This is a genomic window from Agathobaculum faecis, from assembly GCF_014287995.1.
In the GTDB taxonomy this organism is placed as follows: domain Bacteria; phylum Bacillota; class Clostridia; order Oscillospirales; family Butyricicoccaceae; genus Agathobaculum; species Agathobaculum ammoniilyticum.
Window position 1 is genome coordinate 58,183 of sequence record NZ_JACOPL010000005.1, and the last position, 17,383, is coordinate 75,565.

Here is a 17,383-nt window from a genome sequence, read left to right on the forward strand (position 1 = left end):
ATAAGGGAAAAATAAAAAAATATGGGGTGCTTATATAAAAAAGAGCTTGCAAATAAAAAAAGTTGAACAACACCTTTTTTTAGATAAAAATCAGTCGATATAATAAACGAACCCATTGAGAGAGAGTCTATGGCCAAGGTCCGCGCCTTTGGTTGTGGACTCTTTCTTGCTTCGGAATACCCCTGGATGAAAGCGAATGAAAAACACCCGCCCTTATGGCGGGTGTTTTTTCAAGAACAGGTGATCTTATGTGTTTTCACGGATAAACGAAGCGAGCCGCTTATCCTCCCTGCGAATATGGTTAATCAAAACATTGACCAGCTGGTTCAGGCGCTGAAGATTTTCCATGGTACCGCCCGCACGTTTGATGGCATCCGCAGCATCGCGGATCTGCTTTTTATAATTTACATGGAAGGTACGGTGTGCATCGTAGTGCGGATAATGGTATTGCTTCTGTAGCTGTTCCTCATCCCCGAAGTGCTTTGCGACATAATCGGAAAGAAACTCTGCGGTGTCCCGAAGCGAGTCTCGGCCCCGTCCGGAGGCACAGGCATCCAGAAGGGCATTGATGGCTTCAAACAGCTGTGTATGCTCAGAGTCGATCAGTTCATTGCCGGTAACCAATTCTGGTGTAAGGGAATAGCGCTTAGTACTTATCGAGGTCCTCGGTAAAGGATTTTCCTGCTGCGGAGGAGCGACGAAAGGTATCCCCCTGATCGGGGGACAGTCCTCCTGCATAAGGGCTGCCGCCGAATTTTGCAGAGGAGGAACTGTTGACATTGAACGCGGAGAAAATCTGACGCATGATATTGGCCTGGGAGGAAAGCTCCTCGCTTGCCGCTGCGGATTCTTCGCTCGTTGCGGAATTGGTCTGTACAACCGTGGAAATCTGATCGATGCCCTGCATGATCTGGTCGATGGATTCCGATTCATGCTCTGCGGCATCGGCGATCCGGCTGATCTGCTCAACAGACTGCGTGGTCAGTTCTGCGCTCTGCGTAATGGAATCCGCCGCAGTGCGGGCGATTTCGGAGCCGTTTTCCACAGCCTTGATCGAGGATTCGATCAGAGCGGTCGTATTGCTGGCAGCTTCCGCGCTCTTGGTGGCGAGATTACGCACCTCGTCGGCGACGACCGCGAAACCCTTGCCCGCAGAACCGGCGCGCGCGGCTTCGACTGCGGCATTGAGCGCCAGGATATTGGTCTGGAAAGAGATATCCTCGATCGTTTTGATGATCTTGCTGATCTCCTGCGAGGTAGCTGTAATCTCGTTCATGGCCTCGATCATCTTGGCCATTTGCTCCTGGCTCGCGATATTCTGCTGTCCGGCCTTGTCCGCGTTTTCCTTCGCTACACGCGCCGATTCGGCGTTTTCGCGGGCAGCATCAGCAATATCGTTAATGGTGGAGGAAAGCTCCTCTACCGCGCTTGCCTGCTCAGTAGCGCCCTGTGCGAGCGCCTGCGCACCATTGGAAACCTGCTCGGCACCGGCAGATACCTGGTCGACCGAGGACATGGCGTTGGAGATCATATTGCCCAAAGTAGAAAGAAGGGTGGAAAGATTGTTGGATACGGTTTGAAGTGCGCCGGGGAAATTTCCGTTTACAGAAATCGTAAAATCGCCGTTGGCCATACTGGTAGTGACGCGTGCGACTTCGCTGATGGATTCCTTCAGGACCGTTTGGCTGGTCTTGAGCGCGGAGGAGATTTCACCTACCTCATCACGGGACTCATAAGTAACGGGACGATCGAGATCGCCGTCGCTCATAGCAACGATAGCGTCGCGCGCTTCGGACAGCGGCACCCGAATGGAGTGGATGATCTTAACAGCGAAGATAAGCGTGAGAGCCAGAAAGATCAGTGTCATGCTAACAAAGATAATAGCGATCCGTATGACATTGCTGGTTTCATTGTCGATAAGGACCTTTATGTCACTTTGTAATCCGCGAATAAAAGTGCGGGCAGCATCAGCTTGGGCAGTCAAAGCCGGCGTACACTCTTGCTGCAGGATTTCAGTAGCAGCATCAAAATCATTTTTATCCAGAGCGGCAGTGATTTCGGGAACAATATTCAACCATTTTTGCGAAGCGGCAATAACCTCATCTGCTGCATTGGCTGCCATATACTTTCCGGTATTTTCCTGTAAGTAAGAAATTTTCTCCTCCAAGCTGCTGATGGCTTCATTCAGTTTTTCCTGATTGGAGGCATAATCGGACTTGTTCGTATCGAGTACCATATCGCGTGCATAGCGAGCGGCGGTGTTGATATTGACCTGAGATTCCAACGCCTGTGTTTCAAGCTGTAGTTCGCCATTAATTAGATCGGTGTAACGGTTGTTAACAGAAATCGTATTGATCAGTGCAAATATGACGAGTATGAGTGACAGAATGATTGGTATGGCAAAACCTACGGCAAGTCGTGCGCTAATACGCATGTTTTTCAGCTTCATGTTGTGAAATTCCTCCTGAGTTTTGAAAATGAATTTATAAAAAACGGCAGCTTAACGCAACTCGCCGTATTTTCCTTTTTCGACGTCCCCTGCAATCCGGCCGGAAACCAGCGTAACAACGCGCCGGCACATGATATTGACAAAGTTTTTAGCATGGGTCGCCATAATGATGGTTGTACCGCGGCGGTTGATCTCGTTTAAAATGTTCATGATATCCCAGCCGGTATCGTCATCCAGATTTGCGGTGATCTCATCCAGGAGCAGGATATGAGGATTGCAGATGATGGCTCGCGCAAGCTCGACCAGCTTTATCTGCCCGCCGGACAGCATGTATGGATAGGAGTCCGCCATAGTGCGCATACCAACAATGGAGAGGGCTTTGAGTGTGTTTTGTGGGATAACCCGATTGGAAACCCCCATGGCCCGCTGGACGATTTCAAGGTTTTCCCCGATCGTTTTTTTACGAATGAGGGCTGGTTCCTGCCACACCTGCCCAATCCGGCGGCGGTACAATGGACGCCGCCACTGTGGTATACGGTTGATCTGCTGCCCTTCCACCCATATGGCGCCCTCCTCCGGAGTGATGTGGTTTGCAAGCAGGCGGAGAAGCGTTGTTTTTCCCGCACCGCTGCTGCCAATCAGAAAAACAAAGTCTCCTGCTTCGATCGAAAGCGAAAGTTCGTCGATTGCAGCAAAACGGCGCTTTTCATTCATAAAATATTTGCTTACATGGTCAAATTCGATCTGGGGCACGCGTTGTTCCTCCGGAAAAATACAAAATGGTGGTCAAGAATGGACAAAAACGGGTTTATCTGCTATGATATCAAAAACAGGCTGACGATAAGGAGGTGAGCGGCGTGAAAAAAGTAAAAAAGCACAAGATCAGAAATACGGTTACCGTACTCCTCCTCATGGTATGCTGCATTGGTGGTGCGGAGCTTGCAGTCGCCTACTGGCTGGATCGGCCGGTTTTTGACAAGCTCACAAAGCCGGTGATACAGAAAGCGGAACAACTTTGGCAGCGCGGCGGCGAGGTGATTGCCGCCGGCCGGTTTTGGCTGACTGATAAATTCGCACAGCCTGCCCTTATGGAGCAGGAAACGGTAGACCCGCAGAAAGCCAGCGAACCCATGCTGTCAGACGGCGGGGAGGCGATCACAGATCCATCTGTCACAGAACTGACAATAAAGGATGGGCAGGAACTTCTGACCGGCGGTTCCATTTCCGTTGCGTACTTTGCACAAAGCGATTCGGCGTGGAAGGATAAAAGCTATGGAAACGATCCGATCGGCAGCTATGGATGCGGCCCCACGGTTATGGCAATGGCTGTGCAAAGCATGACCGGAACGAAAACTGATCCGGAAAAAATGGCGGCGTGGTGCGCTGTACATGGTTATTGGGCACCCCAAAGCGGTTCTTACCATTCTATCGTGCAGGGGGTAGCAGATGCCTTCGGATTGGAATGTGATCCGGCAGGGACGCTTAGTGCGGACGAGCTTCGCCTTCAGCTTTCCGGTGGCCGCATTGCGGTGGCGCTGATGAAAGCCGGACATTTTACAAGCGGTGGACATTTTATCCTGCTGCGCGGTACAACAGTGGAGGGGAAGATCCTTGTAGCTGACCCCAACAGCCGCGCGCGCAGTCTGGCTGCGTGGGATGCCCAGACCATCATAGACGAACTGAGCGACAGCCGCAGCGCAGGAGCGCCGCTGTGGTTCCTGTCAAAATCAGTGCAGGATTAGCCGCGTGTGGAGAGACCCTGTTCGAGCCGCTGGTTGAGTGGAAGGAGCCGATCCAGCAACTGGCGGTTTTGCGCCATCTGCCGCGCGAGCAGTTGACCCTCTTCATCTTCAGGCAGGCCCCCGTCCAGAAGGGCCTGCCATTTTTGATGCATATCGTCGGATAGGCTCGCACACAAGGTGTGTATGGCCTGATCTGAGGCTTGAAGTCGCAGAATCGACTCTTGACGCATGGTGAGCAGAAGTCCGAAAGAGGTGCGGTCTCCGCGGTCCAGCGATTCGCCGAGCTGTACGGTGAGATCAAGCGTTTCGCTTAAAGCGGTATACCTGCGGCGGAGCTGGGTCAGGAGCTGTTGGGCCTGTGCGTTCATACGCCGCCTTCTTTCTGAGCGGCGCGGAACGTATCGCGCAGGTCGGTCAGCCGCGGCTTTACCTCTGCCAGGATTCTGGTGTTGCGCCCGATCTTTACGCGGGTCAACTCATATGTGAAAAAATCATACAGGCGATGCAGGTCGTGGCTGATGGGATACTGTGGGTCAAGCGTATCGTCCAGATATTCGAGGATTTCGATACAGCGCGTGATGGATGCCTCGAAAAGCGTATAATCCTGCTTGCCTATGGCAAGCTCGGCGCGCGTAAGGCGCTTGACCAATTCGTCATAGAGCAGCAACAGCAGCTCGCCGCGTGTCATCGTATTGACAGACTGCGCCTTATACTGTTCGTAGCCATGCATATCCATAGGCTTTTCATCCTTCCGGTCAATAGCCGCTCCCACCTAAGCTGGCAAGGTAGGAGCTCTGGGAATTCATCTGGCTGATCAGAACCTCCAGCCTGCTGAACTTCGCGGTGTAGGTATCGATCTGATCATTCAATTTATCGGTAAGCGTGTCAATCATATCGGTGATATCCTCGAGCTGGTTCTGGATCGTATTGTTCAGCAGGGAGAGGGGGGAATACTGAGAGCCTGCCTTTTCGATCAGGATGCCCTTGGTCGCGCCGGTGGTACCGGCATATTTGTCAAGCTGAACTTTCAGGCGGGAAATAGCGCCGCCCGAGGAGGTGTCATCCACCCAAGTGGTTGTACCGTCTGCGTTGGTAACCTGCTTTTGCTCCATCGGGTCGGAAAACGCGCTTGCCACGGCATCCGGATCGGTTTCAAGGATGGAACGCAGTTTGGTTTCGTCGAGTGTGATTTTGCCCTTATCTGAATAGTTTGTGGAAACATTGATACCGATTTTGGACAAATCAGAGCCGGAAAAGAGAAAGCGCAGACTGCTGGAGAGCGAACCAAGGTCGCTGTCATTGAACAGCAGGCCCTGCTTGGCCTTTGTCTCAAAGGCTTCAATCTCCTTATCGCTCATATCCGCCTTCTGATCTTCTGTAAGCGGCTCGTAGCTCTTATTGTAATCGGGCTGGGTGGAATACTGCTCATTGATCTCCGAGAGGACCTTGTTGTAATCCTCGACAAAGCTCTTGATTGCGTCGACAATCTTATCGCTGTCCACCTTTGCGCTGAACGAAACACCGGAATCATTTTCCGCAGCCGCGTCAAAGGTGCCGCTGGCGGTAACGGTAAAGCCGTCTATGTTGAAAGCATTAGTGCCGCTGGTCAGCTCCCGTTCCACACCGTTAATAAGCGCGGTCATTTTTGCATCCTGTCCCTGAATACGGGTGGAGGAAGCGCTGTCGACATACTGCCCCTGTTTGTCCAAACGCTGGATTTTTGCGGTGCTGCCATCATCACTGTATTCGACGGTGCCAAATAAACGGGCGGCAAGATTATCCGCCCCATCCGAGGTGGTTTCGCTAATGGAAACGCGGCCGCCGGTACCACCGTGCGTGGAGGAAAATACAAACTGGTTAGAGGTTTTGGAATAACTGAGCTTGACGCCGGCCTCGGGCTTGCTGTTGATTGCGCTGGTCAACGTACTGATGCTGTCGTTTGCGCTGAATTCCCCGATCTTTACACCGTTGATTTCAAAGGAATACAGGGCGTTTCCACTTTCATCGGTCTTGATTTTCCCATCAGGGCCGGTAATAGCAGTCATACCCTTAATGATGGTGATTTTCTTTCCGTCCTGCTCTATCGAATCGGTACCATACAGGTCGCCCAGAGTTTTGCTCGTATTGACACGGTTGGATGCGCCTCGGTCGATACCGAAAATGCCGCCCTTGCCAACCACATGGAGCGTGCCGGAGTCGATAGAAAGCGTATCGCTGTCACCCTTAACAGAGAAAGAGGGCTGGAACGTGCCATCTGAGGCGGTGTTGGAAACCGTAACCCTACCGTAGCCGAACGCCTGATCCAGCTGCGTTTGCAGATAGTTTTGCATAGCGGAATTGGGGTCAGAGGACTCGAAGATTGCCTTGTATTCTGCAGAATCCTTTTCCGGCATCGTGATTGTTGCCGTGGTGCCATTGAAAGTAAATTTCATGGAAGAACCGGCTAAAACCTCACCGGCGGGTTTGCTGGTGGCCAGATCCGTCGCTTCCACTGCAGAGGAGGATTCGATTTTATCGGTTGCCGTCAGCTTGCTTCCGCCGGACAGATGCAACGCTGTCAGCACTTCCTGAGAGGAACTGCCCAGCAGCTCGAGGGTGTTGGTTTCGCTGGAGTTGGTAAACTGGAACGAAATTTTTCCATCGACGACCTCGGCCTTGACCTTGCTGTCCATTTTTATACTGGTGCCATCGCTAAGCGAGACAGAGGCGTTTGAAAGCTGCCGGTTAATTTCATCAGCGACATCTTCAACGCTTTTGTATTCACGATCGCTGTCAAATGTAATGGAAAAGGATTTGTTGCCATATTTAAAGGATAACTGCTTTCCGGCCAGATTACTTACGTTCACATCACCTTTCAAGTCCACGCCCTTGGAGGCGTCAATGCTTTGGGTGTTGTCAATACCACTCAAGCCGGAAAAGGTGATGGTTTCTGATTTTGCAAGCTGGCTGACACGCTGGATCACAATATCGCTTGTTGTACTGCCGGAAGCTGAAATTAAGTCCTTATATTTACCGGCTGTAGTGATAATACTCGGCTTGAAGAAATTCGCACTCATCAGATTGGTTGAGGAGGTGTACGAGGTATATTTGGTGGAAAGCTGCACCAATTGATCGCTGATACTGCGGTACGCTTCCTGCTTCCACAGCAGCTTTTGCTGTTTCTGTTGCTGCGCTGTGATTTTGTTTTTTGTGCCCATGACCATGTTTTCGATCATGGCTTCAGTATCCATGCCGCTGGCAAGTCCGCTCAGCACATTGCGGCTGCCATAAAGGCTGGAGGCGCTGCTGCCGCCTACACTGCTTACTGCCATAAAAACACTCCTTTCCCCATGATACGGGGTGATAATACAGTGAACAGGATCATGCAGAAAAAAATAAAAATCCCTATATTTTTATCTCGACGTATAGTATACTAAAATTAAGGGCGGAAAGCTTTTTTTTAAAGACAAAGGAGTGATTTTATTGGCGGAGATAATTGCGGTCACCAATCAGAAGGGCGGCGTTGGCAAAACAACGACCGCCGCAGCGCTGATTGCTACACTGGCGGAAAAGGGGAAGAAAGTTCTTGGCGTCGATCTGGACCCGCAGGGCAATCTCGGCTTCAGCCTCGGTATAGATATTGATAATGTACATACCCTGTATGAGGTGTTTAAAAAACAGATACCGGTCGAGCAGGCGTTATGTGCTACGGAGTATGGGGACATGCTCGCGGCAAATATCCTGTTGTCCGGTGTGGAATTGGAGTGCAACAAGCCAGGGCGGGAGTACCTGCTCAAGACCGAGCTGTCCGCGCTGTCGGCGGATTACGACTATATCATTATTGATACGCCGCCTGCACTGAACCTGTTGACAGTGAATGCTTATGTGACAGCGGACAAGCTGATCATCCCGATGGCACCTGAGATTCTCAGCCTGCTTGGCGTAACCCAGATCAAGGAAACAATCGAAACGGTGAGGCAATACTATAACCCGCGTCTGAAGGTCATCGGTATTCTGCTCAATAAATTCAATGCACGGCTCAACCTGAACAGGGATGTGCTGGATCTGTCACGGCAGATCGCAGAGCAGCTTGATACCAAGGTGTTTGAAACAAAAATAAGGCAGGGTGTGCTTGTGGCGGAATCACCCGCACATGGGAAAAGTGTTGTGACCTATGCGCCGCACTCCAAGCCTGCAATGGATTTTGTTGCGCTTGTTGAAGAAATACTGCAGGAAGGCTCGGTGGAGCAGTAACGTGGGAAAGGGGAAAAACATGGCGGAAAAGCGCAGCAGTAAAACGGCGCGCGTGCTGAACCTGATCACGCAGCAGGGGGGTGAAACGCCGGAGCAAAACACAGAGGAGGTACGGCAGCCGGCTGACGTAACGCAGGAAGAGAAAAAAGTGGTGAAGCGCAAGGCCGCAAGGAAAGCTACGGTCCCTCGCAAGCCGGCTGTACAGAAGAAAATAGAGGACCAGGATGAGCCGGATCAGCAAGCGTCAGCTGTGCCGGAGCGCATGGCACAATCCGCACCGCTGCCGGTTGTCCCTATCGTGCAGACCACAAAGGATCGGGAAAAGGCATTGTCGGACGAGATACGCACAGGTCTGTTACAGGCGCTGGAAGCAGAGGTGAACGCAATACCGGCGCAAACAGCGGAGGAGGAGGCGCCTCCGGATGAAAAAGCAGTCGACAATATGCCGTCAACGGAACCGGAACCAGCGGAGCAGAAAAAGATATGCTTTCCATCACAAGGCGCAAAGGAAGAACAGGCCTTTGTAACACCGCATGGGGAAAAGGATGTCCAATACATTAACGTTCTGCAGGAGCTGGTGGAGGAGGAAGCAGCATACTATGTAGAACATATGCTGCAATGCCGCTGTGCTCGCTGTGTTGCAGATATGAAAGCGCTGGCATTGACAAACCTGCCCTCCAAATATGTTGTGTTGGACAGCAAAAGGCGGAATGCGATGATGAGTCTGTATGCGGCGCGGTATGATAAGCTCCTGTCCGTCCAGATGATGCGCGCATGTGTGCTTGTGAATGAGAACCCCCATCATTAGAAAGCAGGGAAAGGTGCTACAAAAAGGGGCCGCAGCATAGCTGCGGCCCCTTTTTACTGTCGGCGGATAGCGGTTAATGGCTGATTGTGCCCTCTGGCGTCTCGAGCAGACGACCGAGCGCGTCCAAATCCAGCGGCCGGTAGAAATAAAAACCCTGGATGAAATCACAACCGGTCTGTCGGATCAAGTTGAATTCGTCCTCGGTCTCCACACCTTCGACACAGACTTGTTTGCCAAAACGGTGGCAGGAATAGATAATGCTTGCGATAAAGTCCAGCTTCTGCTTGGAGGAGGTGATCCCGTGGATCAGCGTTTGATCCAATTTGATCAGGTCGGCCGGATGCTGTAGAAGCAGGGAAAGGTTGGAATAAGCTGTGCCAAAGTCGTCCAGAACAAAGGAAATGCCTATTTCCTTGCACTGCCGGATAAAGGCTTCCAGTCGCTCCGGCGCACTGTCATGATGGGTTTCCGTAAGCTCTATCAGCAGGTTGTGGGCTGGGATATGGAACTGTTGAAGCGTCTGCCGGATATGAGGGAACAAGCCGTCATCCAGAAGCTGAAGGTAGCTGATGTTGATGGAAAAGCGAAAGTCCGGCCGAAGGGAAAGAATATGCTGTGCCGCACGCGCGGTCTGGGTGATGACCCATTTGCCGACAGGAACAATCACACCCTGCTGTTCCAGTGTGGCGATGCACTGGGAAAGCGAAACATTTTGCCCATGCATGCTCCAGCGGAGCAGGACCTCGCCGCCGAATATCTGTTGCGTAGCGGCTTCAACCTGCGGCTGGACAACGATATGGAAGCCTTCAAAGCCGTGGTTGACACTGTAATTGAGGGTAAAACCGAGACTGCTTTGTTCTCTCCGATTTTGTATCATATGGGGAGAAAATTTCAGATAATCCAGCGAGGGGAAGCCAGCCGAAACATTTGCGACCACGATGGCGTTGTCAATCAGCTCCTGCGCGGTGGCCCCGTCCTCAGGGTAATGCAGCACGCCTGCCGCGCAGGGATACATCATATGGATTCCGTATTTGGCACAGGCATCCAGCATGATATTGCGTATCCGCTGGACCGGAAGCGCAGGCTTCAGGTTTTTATGGGAGAAAGCGAGGAAATGGTTGTCACTCAGGCGAAAAAAACGGAAGAACGTACCCATCTGTATTTCCAACTGGCAGCCAATCTCACGCAGGACAGCGTCTCCCGTTTCGCGGCCGAAAGCAAGGTTGATATCGGCAAGCGGCTGGAACGCAAAGCTGAGCAGGAGCAGGGGGGAGCGGGAAACGCTGCAGATAGCAGACAGCTCCTCTTCTGCCGAGGACAAATTGAGAAGCCCAGTGGTCGAATCAACGGCGTCTTCGTTTTTCAGGCAGACCATGCTACCGGAAAAGAAGAGCGGGCGGGCCATTTCCGCGTCCCACTTCATAATGCCGCGGCAATGGATCCACAGCAACTGCCCCGCCTTGTTGTAAATACGGTAGCGGATCGTATGGATCTTGCGTTTCTTTTCAATCATATCCTGCAAATCGGCTATATGAAGCGCCTGATCCGGCTTATAAATCCGCTGCTCCAACAGGTCGACAAAATTATACACAAGATTGTCTGTAAAATTGAATTCGTCTTTCAGGTTATCGGAAATAAAATAGACATTTTTCTGCATATCACCACAATAGAGGTAAAAGGTGGTATCTGCCATGGCGACGGACTGGAAAAAGACCTCGGGATCAAAAAAATAGTTGCTCAGGAAGTTTTGGAACGCGGTTTCCCTGGAGGAGAAGCAGGCAGGCGGCATAGCGCTGCCGCGCAGCGTGGAATGGCGCGTCTGGCCGGTTGCGAGGTCGATGCGGCTATAGTATTTCCGCTTATCCTGATACATCAGATCGTCCGCTTTCTGTATCAGGGTGCGGATATCCTGGCTGGTATCCGCTGTCCACAGGCTGCCGATAGACAGCTCGCAATTGCTTTCAGCCAAGAACACCCGCAACTGGGCGACGCTTTGTTCAAAGTCCGGCTGCGGCGTATTATCGCATAAGACCAGGAATTCATCACCGCCCATACGGTAGACCGGCTGGGTGGGGAACGCTTTCTGCAGAATATGAAAAATACGTACAATCAGTTCGTCGCCGCTGTTATGACCGAGCAGATCGTTAATGCTTTTCAGTCCGATCAGGTCGCAGTAGACGAGGCCGATTGAATGCAGTGGACATTCCCTGCGGATATGGTCTTTTAGTGCGCGGCGATTCAGGGCACCGGTCATCTGGTCGTACATGCTGGAGTTCTTGAAATAATGCAGCAGATCTCGCCGCTGCATGGTCGTGGTGATGAAAGGGGACAGCACCTTGCAGATATCGGAAAGATAGCGGAGTTGTTGCGGCGGTGCGTTGTCCAGACGCAGGTAGCCGCTGATGCGGCCCTCCAGCAACAGTGGAACAAGGAGAAGGGACTGATCACCCCCAGCGGAAGCCTGGTCACAGAAAACGGGAAGATGCCTTTGCAGCTCCTGACCACTGGAAAGAACCAGAGGCTCGGTGCTGTCACGGCCGGGATACTGTTGTGAGAGGTACTGCTCCAAATCAAAAGGGAGTATCTTAGTACCCGCAGAGGAGGGAGGCCAGCAGTAAGTGCTCTGAAATCGGTGTTCGGCCGGTACGCGTTCGTAAATGGAAAGCTGCAGATCGGCCTGCTGCTGTCCAATATACTGCAGCATCAGGTTCAGGGATTCATCCGGCTCATCCGAGGCCGCGAAAGCAAAAATCAGGCACTCATTTACGAACGCTTCGTAATGAACGAACGAATTGAAGCGATAGGTCTCCAGCTCGCTTCTGTCCATATTGATGGCCAGCGTGACATGATAACGGCAGCCGCTGTATTCGATCAGGCTGTCCTTGATGCGGAACGTATGTGCGGTGACGGGATTACGGTATACCCATTCGGCGGCCCCGCTTTCCAAAAGCGCCCTGCATGTACAGAACGTACAGGGCTCGTGTGCATGCTGCATGACCTCGTAGCAGGGATGCCCCTTATAGTCCGCTTCTGAAGGAAAGCCATACAGCTCCCGTGCATGACGGTTGAGGTAGACCAGCTCGTGCGTATCGATATCGCTGACATAGACAAGGTCGCTGAAATGCTCGAAGTATTCCCAGGGAGCCTGCATAGCTACCCCCTCCTTTATACACGGAAAAACTAATATATATAACATATCGGCAGAGCTTGGCATTGTGTTAAGAGACCGCGAGCGGGGTAAAACAAAAAGGAAGCCGAAAGGCTTCCTTTTTGCTGTGTATTATGGGGCTGTTTCCGAGGTGGTTCCATCAGAAAGAACGAATTCCACCTTGTTGGCGCCGTCTTCTTCAATGGGGTTCCCGTCAGAATCCCTTTTATATTGCAGGGTAAAGGTGATGGAACCGTCGGTTCGCATGTAGCCGGACTTATTGGAGAAGTAGCCGCCATTCCCTTTTCCGTCTGTCGGCGTGATCGTGAAGGAGTCGCCTACAACAAAGTTATTGAACTTGACGCCCAATGAACGGGTGGGGTTCAGGTTCGACAGCTTCACATATTCTACGGAATCAGGGAAAAGGTCACTGTTTTTACCGACTGTGGGAATGTAGGCCTCCGGTGTACTCATACTGTCATCGAATACATAAAGCTCGGTGTCGAAGTTGATGGTAACTGTTCCGTTATACCAATGCTTATTGTTGCTGTAGGTGGAGGTCGTGTTCATTGATTTTACCAGTGGGCCGCTGCGGTTCACCTTCTGTATATTTTTTACCACGCGGAACACGGGCAGGCCGCCCAGCTCATTCTTTGCAGCGACGATGAACAGATATTTTGTCGGTTCGTTTTGCAGCTGATCTTTGTCGATCACGGTTTCGGTGCCGCTGAAATTCCGCTCCGCGCCGTTTTGGTCAGGTGCGGGGGAGGCGTCGCTGCCGCCCTGCATGATTTCCCACAAGGCTTCCTTGAAAGCGGTGGAGTCTTTATAGCCGCCAATTGACGTATCAGAGGACCACTTGTCGAACGCATCGCTCTCCATCATTTCCAGAGCAGTTTTGCCATTGATTTGGGTTGAAAACAGGGGCGGATAGCCGCTCTGTGTTGCCTGCGGATAGAGAAGCCAATGCACTTCCGCTTCGACGCTGGTTTGTCCGGCAGCGGGCTTGATGGAAAAGGTTGCCTGACCATCACCGGTGGAATTGGCGGTCAGCACAGGCGGAACCACATCGCTGGTGTTGAATTTGTAGCACCAAACAGGGGAGGGATCCTTATACGAGCCTTTCAGAACAAAATAGATATAGTACTCCTGATTGGGCTGGAGGTCCTCAACGGTAAAGCTGCCCTGGCCTGTACCGCCGTAACGAACCTTGCCGGTTTGATACCCATTGGCCGGGGTGTAATTGGATGGGCTCATGATATTCTGGGTGGTGGGGGTTCTGATACCCTGCTCCTTCCGCTTACCGGGCTCCGGTAAGGCAGCCTCGGCGTCGCCGTCGTCCTTAAATTGGCCGATATCTATAATAAGACCAGGATCATCCAGATCAGGCTCCAGACGGTTGACAGGGGCGACAACGTAATATACGTCCGCCTCGCGGTCGAGCATGTAATCGACGCGTGTCAGGGAATCACCGGGAGCCACACGGGGATACCCCTGCATGAACTGGGGCGCGTTCTGGTTGACGCGGCGCACATCAATTGTGAAATCGGATGGGTTGCCGATCGAGGCCAGCTTCTTCTGTTGGATCACATAGCTGTCCCAGAAGGACTGCTCGACGATTCCACCGGAAGTCAGGTTTTGTAGTTCGTTGGGACTGCCTGCAACGCAGTACATATACAGGTTAACGGTCGCATCCCACTTGTTACGATCCCTGTCCAGATTGATGGACGTAAATTCGACTGCGTATTCATATCCCTGGACCAATTGATTGAGCTGCGGATAGTCAGTAGGCTCAAGACCCTCGGCGCGGTTCAGGCTGGCCGCTGTCCACTTTTCATCGGGTGTTTTATTGATGGTGAATTCTACCGGCGTGCCGACCGTATCCGTTACGATTTCCCAAGCGGGCTTTTCAGCTGAAAGGTCACGGCGGTACAGCTTGAACGAAATCGTGGTATCCGAGGCGATCAGCAGGTCGTATTTTGTTCCATCGGGTACATTTTCTGTGGAATTGGCATAGGGGACCATGGAGAACGAAGCTTCAATGCCGGCGGGATTAAAACCGTCGACATCCGCGGCGGTATACTGCAATTTATTAAAGTCCACCTGCGCATCCAGGACACGGAATTCCTGGGACTTGGTGTTGGCCGGCAGGACATTGTTAGAGGAATCCGTGATGTTGTTCAGTACAAACTGGTAGGTCGCGCCGCTCTGCAGCTTCAGTGCAGCGTTGGCAAAGGTGACCTCGGTCTGCCCTTCCTCGTTCAGCTTGACCGTTATATTCTGACGTCCGTCTGGACCGAGCTCAAGCTCCTGCTTGCGCTGGTCGGTGGGATTATCCATGTTGTTGAATGTAAACATTCCCCGGATAATATCTACCCACTTGATCGGGGTCTGGTCTTTATCGCCGGCAAGCGTAAAGTCGTTTTTGCCGGAGGCAAACATTTCGGACAGGGACATTTGTGTCTCGCGGCTGTAAATGTCCTCGCTGAATACAAGGGTGACGTCGGTATTGGCCAGCGGGATGTCCTCGTCATTGGCCTGAGAGAAGCGCAGCTCAACCAGCTCCGGCGCGCTGCTGTCCAGCGTTTTCGCGTTCAGGATAGTCGCGATTTCAGACAGATTGCCCGCCGTATCCTCAGCGACAAAGTAGATATCGTAGGCGGTTTCCGCGTCAAGGCCGCTCATGTTGAAGGAAGCGACCGCGTCCTGCTTCGCGTTGAACGAGCCGCTTTTGAGCGCATACATGCCACCCTTAATCTGTAGCTTTTTGTCGAGCGCCTGCGCCTCCTCGTCCAGATCGGGGTTAGACTGCGGATAATTTTCCGTACCGTGCTTTACGATCGCCCAGTACACCTTACCGTCTTCATTGATCATGGATTCGCCGGTCAGCGCCTTGGCGTCGATTTTACTGATTCGGGGATAGTTGGTGCGGAATACAGGGGGCGTGCGGTCGGCGGTTTTTACCGATATTTTTTTGACCGCCGAATCGTTAACGGTATCGGTCAGGAAGAAGTATGCGTCATACTCGGTTACCTCGGCAAGCGCGTCCCTGGCGTACTTATCCTTGTTGCCCATCAGGATGTTGTCTTCCTCGCTGCGGATCAGCTTGCCCTTTCCAGAGGAGATGGCGCCGCTGAGCGAGCCATCCTTAAAATCATTTGCGGTGGGGGCGGGCATCCCCTTTTTGTAGATGGCCCAGTAAAGAGTGCAGGTTTTTGTTGCCGCTACGTCAAAGGTAACATAGGTGTCCTCAATCGTACTGGTTCTGGGATAGCCGGAGGCAAAATTGGGCTTGCTGTTGTCTGGCGTGGTAAAATACACACTCTTGACCGTGCTGCGGTCGTCGCGTGCATCCACCAGTACAGCAGAAAGGACATAGGAGGCCCCAGGCTGCAGGCCGGTGATTTTCTGTGAAAGCGCATCGTTTGCATCCTTGACGGACAGGTTACCGCTTTTTACAATTTTCCCCCCATAGGAAGGCGGCTTGATCAGGTCGTTGGCATCAAAAGCACCGTCGCCGCTCAGGCGGACAGCCCAGTACAGCGTGCCGGGCTTGTTCGTCATAAAGGAGGCCTCGGCCTGGTTGGGGGCAACATCTGACAGACGGGGATAGCCGCTCAGGATGCGCGGCTTGTCTGACATTTGATCCGCCATTGTGCTGTCCATGGTGATGCCGTCGATATTGGCGGTGATGCCGGGACGGATGATGATGACATCGGGCAGCATTTCCACCGTACAGCCCGGTGCATTGACGTACAGGGTGCCGATGTCGCCCTTGCCGGTTACAGTAGTTCCGGTATCCAGGTTCAGCTGCTCCACAACAGCGCCCTGTGCGATCGTTACTTTGGAGTCGACCGCGTTTTCATCCACGGTCAGCTTTTCCACTGTGCCGCTGCCAACATTGATGGTCGATTTGGGCGACATGGTCACGACCTCATGCATATTTCCGGCCAGATCGAGCTGCGTACCCTCCTCGCCGTCCACCTCGACATAATCAAAGCCGTGGCGGCCGGTCGATTTTCCCTCCAGATAAGTATTGGTTCGGATGTAGACCCTGTCGATATCTGTGTTGCCAACCGTTCGGATTGTGACATACTGGTTAGTCGGGCTGTCGACGATCATTTCAGGGGCGGTGCAGTTTTTCAGGATGATGCTCGCGTCGCCCTTATTGCTTTCACCTGCGCCGCTGGCGATGATCTGCCCGTAAACTGTGACATTGTTGAGCGTGACATAGCCAAGGCCTACGCCAGGGGTGATATAAAGATCGCCGGTGACGGTCATGTTTTCCAGTGTTACACCGGAGGTGGAAACCATCAGATTGCCGGAAACGCTGTTGGAATAAGTACCGGCGGACTGGATCGGCGTGCCGATGACGCGGACCAGCATGGTGGCAACCTCGCCGCGCGTGATGCGGTCGAGCGGCCGGAACGTTCCTTCAGGGTCGCCGGTCAGAATACCCTTTTCAGCTGCGGCCTTAATATAGCCGCGGCTCCAGCTGCTGGCCTTGCGGCTGTCGGTAAACGACAGGTCCTCGCCGGACTGCGGCTGCAGCATCAGGTTGCGGCAGAGCATGGTCGCGGCCTCCTCGCGGGTCAGCGTGTCGTCCGGCGAGGCTGTGGAATTGGAAGTGCCTTTAAAATAACCGGCGGTATAGGCAATGCTGATATCGTCATAAAACCAGTCGCCTGTTCGTACGTCGCGGAACGGCTGCGCGCCGGTTTTATGATAGCCGAACGTGCGGTTCAGCATGCTGGCAAATTCAGCGCGCGTAATAGCGCGGCCAGGTTCCAGATTGCCGTTCTGGTCGCCGCGCATAATATTCCAGGATACCAGCCTGCTCAGGTAGGCATCCTCCCACGCGGCCTGTGCGGACGGTACGGTTAACGGCAGCATGCCGAACAGGAGGGCTGTGCATAAGGACAGCGCGCACACCCGTTTGGCGCTGTGGATCACATGTGATAGGAAATGACTCATTTGCGTTAACACCTCTGCGTTTGATAGGA

11 protein-coding genes are annotated in these 17,383 nt (G+C 52.6%); 3 read left to right on the plus strand and 8 right to left on the minus strand.

Annotated features, from left to right (window positions below; genetic code table 11):
• Nucleotides 1-246 precede the first annotated feature (246 nt).
• From H8S45_RS06525 to H8S45_RS06535, 3 genes are read right to left on the minus strand one after another with little or no spacing between them, the layout of a single operon-like run.
• Complete coding sequence (locus H8S45_RS06525; RefSeq protein ID WP_243182406.1) at nt 247-624, minus strand: bacteriohemerythrin; 378 nt, start codon at nt 622-624, stop codon at nt 247-249.
• Nucleotides 625-646: 22 nt separating this feature from the next.
• Complete coding sequence (locus tag H8S45_RS06530; protein ID WP_186949835.1) at nt 647-2,449, minus strand: methyl-accepting chemotaxis protein; 1,803 nt, start codon at nt 2,447-2,449, stop codon at nt 647-649.
• 51 nt (nt 2,450-2,500) lie between these two features.
• Entirely contained in the window at nt 2,501-3,202 is a 702-nt protein-coding gene (locus tag H8S45_RS06535) for a cell division ATP-binding protein FtsE (protein ID WP_107631886.1), read from the minus strand.
• Nucleotides 3,203-3,306: 104 nt separating this feature from the next.
• On the opposite strand from H8S45_RS06535, the gene H8S45_RS06540 reads away from it, so the two are divergent.
• Nucleotides 3,307-4,191, plus strand: a complete 885-nt coding sequence (locus H8S45_RS06540; RefSeq protein ID WP_054327109.1) for a C39 family peptidase — start codon at nt 3,307-3,309, stop codon at nt 4,189-4,191.
• Here H8S45_RS06540 and H8S45_RS06545 read toward each other — a convergent pair.
• From H8S45_RS06545 to fliD, 3 genes are read right to left on the minus strand one after another with little or no spacing between them, the layout of a single operon-like run.
• Nucleotides 4,188-4,559: a hypothetical protein gene (locus tag H8S45_RS06545; RefSeq protein WP_054327110.1), complete on the minus strand. Its 372-nt coding sequence runs from the start codon at nt 4,557-4,559 to the stop codon at nt 4,188-4,190. The genes H8S45_RS06540 and H8S45_RS06545 overlap by 4 nt on opposite strands.
• Nucleotides 4,556-4,927, minus strand: coding sequence for a flagellar export chaperone FliS (locus tag H8S45_RS06550; RefSeq protein WP_054327111.1), 372 nt, complete (start codon nt 4,925-4,927; stop codon nt 4,556-4,558). The genes H8S45_RS06545 and H8S45_RS06550 overlap by 4 nt, the downstream gene beginning before the upstream one ends.
• A 19-nt stretch (nt 4,928-4,946) precedes the next feature.
• Nucleotides 4,947-7,502 carry a flagellar filament capping protein FliD gene (gene fliD / locus H8S45_RS06555; protein ID WP_054327112.1) on the minus strand — a complete coding sequence of 852 codons (2,556 nt, stop codon included), beginning with the start codon at nt 7,500-7,502 and terminating at the stop codon, nt 4,947-4,949.
• Nucleotides 7,503-7,653: 151 nt separating this feature from the next.
• Here fliD and H8S45_RS06560 point away from each other — a divergent pair, with 151 nt between their 5' ends.
• Nucleotides 7,654-8,424, plus strand: coding sequence for a ParA family protein (locus H8S45_RS06560; RefSeq protein ID WP_054327113.1), 771 nt, complete (start codon nt 7,654-7,656; stop codon nt 8,422-8,424).
• Nucleotides 8,425-8,443: 19 nt separating this feature from the next.
• Nucleotides 8,444-9,232, plus strand: a complete 789-nt coding sequence (locus H8S45_RS06565) for a late competence development ComFB family protein (protein WP_186949837.1) — start codon at nt 8,444-8,446, stop codon at nt 9,230-9,232.
• 73 nt (nt 9,233-9,305) lie between these two features.
• Here the strand turns inward: H8S45_RS06565 and H8S45_RS06570 are convergent, their stop codons facing one another.
• Together H8S45_RS06570 and H8S45_RS06575 are read right to left on the minus strand one after the other, a co-directional pair.
• Complete coding sequence (locus tag H8S45_RS06570; RefSeq protein WP_186949839.1) at nt 9,306-12,383, minus strand: EAL domain-containing protein; 3,078 nt, start codon at nt 12,381-12,383, stop codon at nt 9,306-9,308.
• A 129-nt stretch (nt 12,384-12,512) separates the two neighbouring features.
• Nucleotides 12,513-17,354: an S-layer homology domain-containing protein gene (locus tag H8S45_RS06575; protein WP_147574439.1), complete on the minus strand. Its 4,842-nt coding sequence runs from the start codon at nt 17,352-17,354 to the stop codon at nt 12,513-12,515.
• Between the last annotated feature and the right edge of the window lie 29 nt (nt 17,355-17,383).

Excerpts from the sequence above, each read along its gene's own strand:
- H8S45_RS06530 (WP_186949835.1), bottom strand. The coding sequence starts at position 2,449 with ATGAAGCTGAAAAACATGCGTATTAGCGCACGACTTGCCGTAGGTTTT.
- H8S45_RS06545 (WP_054327110.1), bottom strand. The coding sequence starts at position 4,559 with ATGAACGCACAGGCCCAACAGCTCCTGACCCAGCTCCGCCGCAGGTAT.
- H8S45_RS06550 (WP_054327111.1), bottom strand. The coding sequence starts at position 4,927 with ATGGATATGCATGGCTACGAACAGTATAAGGCGCAGTCTGTCAATACG.
- fliD (WP_054327112.1), bottom strand. The coding sequence starts at position 7,502 with ATGGCAGTAAGCAGTGTAGGCGGCAGCAGCGCCTCCAGCCTTTATGGC.
- H8S45_RS06565 (WP_186949837.1), top strand. The coding sequence starts at position 8,444 with ATGGCGGAAAAGCGCAGCAGTAAAACGGCGCGCGTGCTGAACCTGATC.
- H8S45_RS06570 (WP_186949839.1), bottom strand. The coding sequence starts at position 12,383 with ATGCAGGCTCCCTGGGAATACTTCGAGCATTTCAGCGACCTTGTCTAT.
- H8S45_RS06575 (WP_147574439.1), bottom strand. The coding sequence starts at position 17,354 with ATGAGTCATTTCCTATCACATGTGATCCACAGCGCCAAACGGGTGTGC.